We start from the raw sequence: 2,748 nt of genomic DNA, 5'->3' as shown, positions 1-2,748 counted from the left end.
CCCCAGGCATGCCTGGGCTCGTGACGACTCAGCAAAACAGTATGGAAACGGCGTGTGCCATTGCCCTGGGCAGTAACCTGGGAGACTCGGAGCAAACCATTGAAGCAGCATTGGCACAGCTTGATCGGGGTGGTATGCGGTTGAGGCGGCGATCGCAACTCTACAAAACCGCTCCAGTGGGTCCCCCCCAGCCTGACTACATCAATGCCAGTGCTGTTTTCCATACCACCCTGCGTCCTGATCAGGTGCTGCAGTTACTGCTAGTGACAGAGGCGAGCTTTGGTCGTATCCGGCGTGAGCGTTGGGGACCTCGTACGTTAGATTTGGATTTACTGTTCTATGGCGATCAGATCATAGATACGCCCAGACTGATTTTGCCGCATCCGAGAATGCATGAGCGGGCGTTTGTGTTGGTGCCCCTGTCGGAAATTGCAGCGGACTGGCGACATCCCGTCAGGCAGCGAACCGTGAAGGAATTATTGGGACAGGTTGATACGGCTGGAGTGTATCCACTGGTGGCTTAGAGACTGGGCTTTGACTACGCTCAGCTCTCATCGCATTAGTTGGCTGAGCGAAGCGCCTTTAATGGAGTTAGCCAGCGGCTCATGGTGTAACCTGATCCCGTTACCTCACTGCATCCAACACTATGTCTCTTGGTTTAGAACCGCCTCAGCTACTCAAAAAGTGTCTATTTTACGCCGGACGTAAGTTTGACTTTGAAGTCAACCGTCTCCGTCTACCCAACAAAGTGGAAGGTCAGTGGGAATGCATTCGCCATCCAGGGGGAGCGATGGCTATACCCATTACCCCTGACGGTAAGCTGGTGCTGGTCCGACAATATCGTTTTGCCGTGCAAGGAAGATTGTTAGAGTTCCCGGCAGGTACGATTGAAAGAGAGGAAGATGCATTTACAACCATTCAACGAGAGATAGAAGAAGAGACTGGTTATCGTGCCAGCGAATGGACCAATCTTGGCAAGTTTCCATTGGCCCCCGGTTACTCTGATGAATATATTTTTGCGTTTTTGGCAAGCGACCTTGAGAAGCTAGAAACAGCTCCAGCCCAGGATGAAGATGAGGATATTGAAGTTGTTTTGATGACGCCAGAAGAGTTTGAAAAAGCTGTTCTTAGTGGTGAAGGTGTGGATGCAAAATCGATTGCCGGGTACTTTATGGCAAAACCGTTTTTGAATAAATAAAACGAGAGTTTTAGAAGACATCCACTCATCTTATGTAGGCATACACTGATGTTGGCTTCTCAAAGTGCCGACAGTACATCAGCCCTTTATGGGACGACATGGAGGGCTGATTATTTGTTTTCAAGGATAATTTGGGATTTCTATGGTGCAATGAAGACAAAAAATGGTGTAGACATTGATAGTAATAAGACGATTAGCCACTGGGTTGTAGTCAATACCCAGAGTTTAGTGAATCCTGATGCGATAGAAATCATGGTGTCGAAATCGATCATGTCGGAACCGGTCATGGTGGAAATCATGACGTCTACCATGTCGAAATCTTCCACGGTAGAAATTATGATGGCGGACACTGCCATGACGGAATTCCCGGTTTCGGAAGAAAATTTCATCCCGCCGAAATTCCCCATGTCTGAAGTGGATTCGACGGATGCTGCCGTTTCGGAAGAGAATATCTCCCCGAAATCTATCAGGACGAAATCGACTGCGCCCGGATCGTCTTCTATGAAATCCTTTCTCTAAGGAGATACTAGTATCTTCTGTTTTTACCCATGGGCTTTCCCCATCTTCTAGATCTGCCAACTTATCTACGTTATTTGTAGAATCATTAATAATTTCTGTTGGTGTCTTGGGAACAGTCTCAAACTCGAAGGCAGCGGCTTTTGGCGTAAGAGCACTGAAATGAGCGCCCAAAATTAGGAGTGGTAGCCAATAAAGTTTCATGGGACCTCCAGCTTTTAAAGCTATGTAGAGGGATGGGGGCAGTGGTGGATTTAGAGGTGATGCACCCTTGGTAGATGCTTGAAATGAACCTTGATAGTTCCTAGGTTGACGCGCTCATATGAAATAAACGTGATGGCAGTCTGAAAAAAACATGAGTGATCTTGATCTAAATTATGGCTGCTTTCACTAACTTTGGTGTGCAGGGGAGTGAAGAATGCCCTAGCCAAAAACTCTAAAAACATAAAAAACTCTTTCTTCACTATCAATGAAGAAAGAGGGCAATACGATACTTTGTTTCTACTGAGAGGAAAGAGTCGGCAATGACATTCCCTGAGTTCAACTTAGAATACCTGCGATTTTCATCTAATGCGAGGTTGCCACCCCTCTTTTAGACTTCTTGGTTATATTTCACGCCACGATAGGTGAGCTGTACACGCTGATGGGGGTGATTAGGAACCTTAAATGCCTTGCGCTTAAGGGGCGCACCACGGTAGGTGCCAATCTTTTCAGTATCAGTTACTTGAATATTTTCGAAGTGCGCTTCGTAGAGAGCGCCAAGAAATGAGAGTTTCATCTCGGTTCCTCCAAATGTGTAGATGCCATGACAGAAATCTTTGGACAGCAAGAAAATCGCTAAAACTTCCCGCCAAAAACATCAAACTGTGTAATTGATTACAGTTTATATTCTATCGAGGTGCATTAAGGCTAAGTTAGTAAACCTTAAAGTGTAATTTAATATTTGCTTAATTGTGTGGCTAAGCTGTCCTTGCACTGGACCTCGTGTCCACAAACGTTCAGTGTTCCGGAGGCGCTAGCTTGGAGCTGCTAAA

At 46.4% G+C, this 2,748-nt stretch carries 4 protein-coding genes; 3 read left to right on the top strand and 1 reads right to left on the bottom strand.

Annotation, left to right across the window (positions count from 1 at the left end; translation table 11 throughout):
* Positions 1 to 8: 8 nt before the first annotated feature.
* From folK to DXZ20_RS32895, 3 genes are all read left to right on the top strand, one after another.
* Positions 9 to 524 (top strand): 2-amino-4-hydroxy-6-hydroxymethyldihydropteridine diphosphokinase, encoded by a 516-nt coding sequence (folK, locus tag DXZ20_RS32905; RefSeq protein WP_163702931.1) that lies wholly within the window; start codon positions 9 to 11, stop codon positions 522 to 524.
* 122 nt (positions 525 to 646) lie between these two features.
* A complete protein-coding gene (locus tag DXZ20_RS32900) occupies positions 647 to 1,198 on the top strand; it encodes an NUDIX hydrolase (protein WP_163702930.1) in 552 nt (183 codons plus the stop codon).
* Positions 1,199 to 1,246: 48 nt separating this feature from the next.
* Positions 1,247 to 1,717, top strand: a complete 471-nt coding sequence (locus DXZ20_RS32895) for a hypothetical protein (RefSeq protein ID WP_163668316.1) — start codon at positions 1,247 to 1,249, stop codon at positions 1,715 to 1,717.
* A gap of 589 nt (positions 1,718 to 2,306) precedes the next feature.
* Here the strand turns inward: DXZ20_RS32895 and DXZ20_RS32890 are convergent.
* Entirely contained in the window at positions 2,307 to 2,492 is a 186-nt protein-coding gene (locus tag DXZ20_RS32890) for a DUF4278 domain-containing protein (RefSeq protein WP_006517942.1), read from the bottom strand.
* Positions 2,493 to 2,748 lie beyond the last annotated feature (256 nt).

This window comes from Adonisia turfae CCMR0081 (assembly GCF_011009555.1).
Classification (GTDB): domain Bacteria; phylum Cyanobacteriota; class Cyanobacteriia; order Phormidesmidales; family Phormidesmidaceae; genus Leptothoe; species Leptothoe turfae.
This window is presented reverse-complemented; position numbering and strand designations above follow the sequence as displayed.

What these genes read in the sequence shown, in the direction of transcription:
- folK (WP_163702931.1), top strand. Translation starts at nt 9, where the DNA reads ATGCCTGGGCTCGTGACGACTCAGCAAAACAGTATGGAAACGGCGTGT.
- DXZ20_RS32900 (WP_163702930.1), top strand. Translation starts at nt 647, where the DNA reads ATGTCTCTTGGTTTAGAACCGCCTCAGCTACTCAAAAAGTGTCTATTT.
- DXZ20_RS32895 (WP_163668316.1), top strand. Translation starts at nt 1,247, where the DNA reads ATGTTGGCTTCTCAAAGTGCCGACAGTACATCAGCCCTTTATGGGACG.
- DXZ20_RS32890 (WP_006517942.1), bottom strand. Translation starts at nt 2,492, where the DNA reads ATGAAACTCTCATTTCTTGGCGCTCTCTACGAAGCGCACTTCGAAAAT.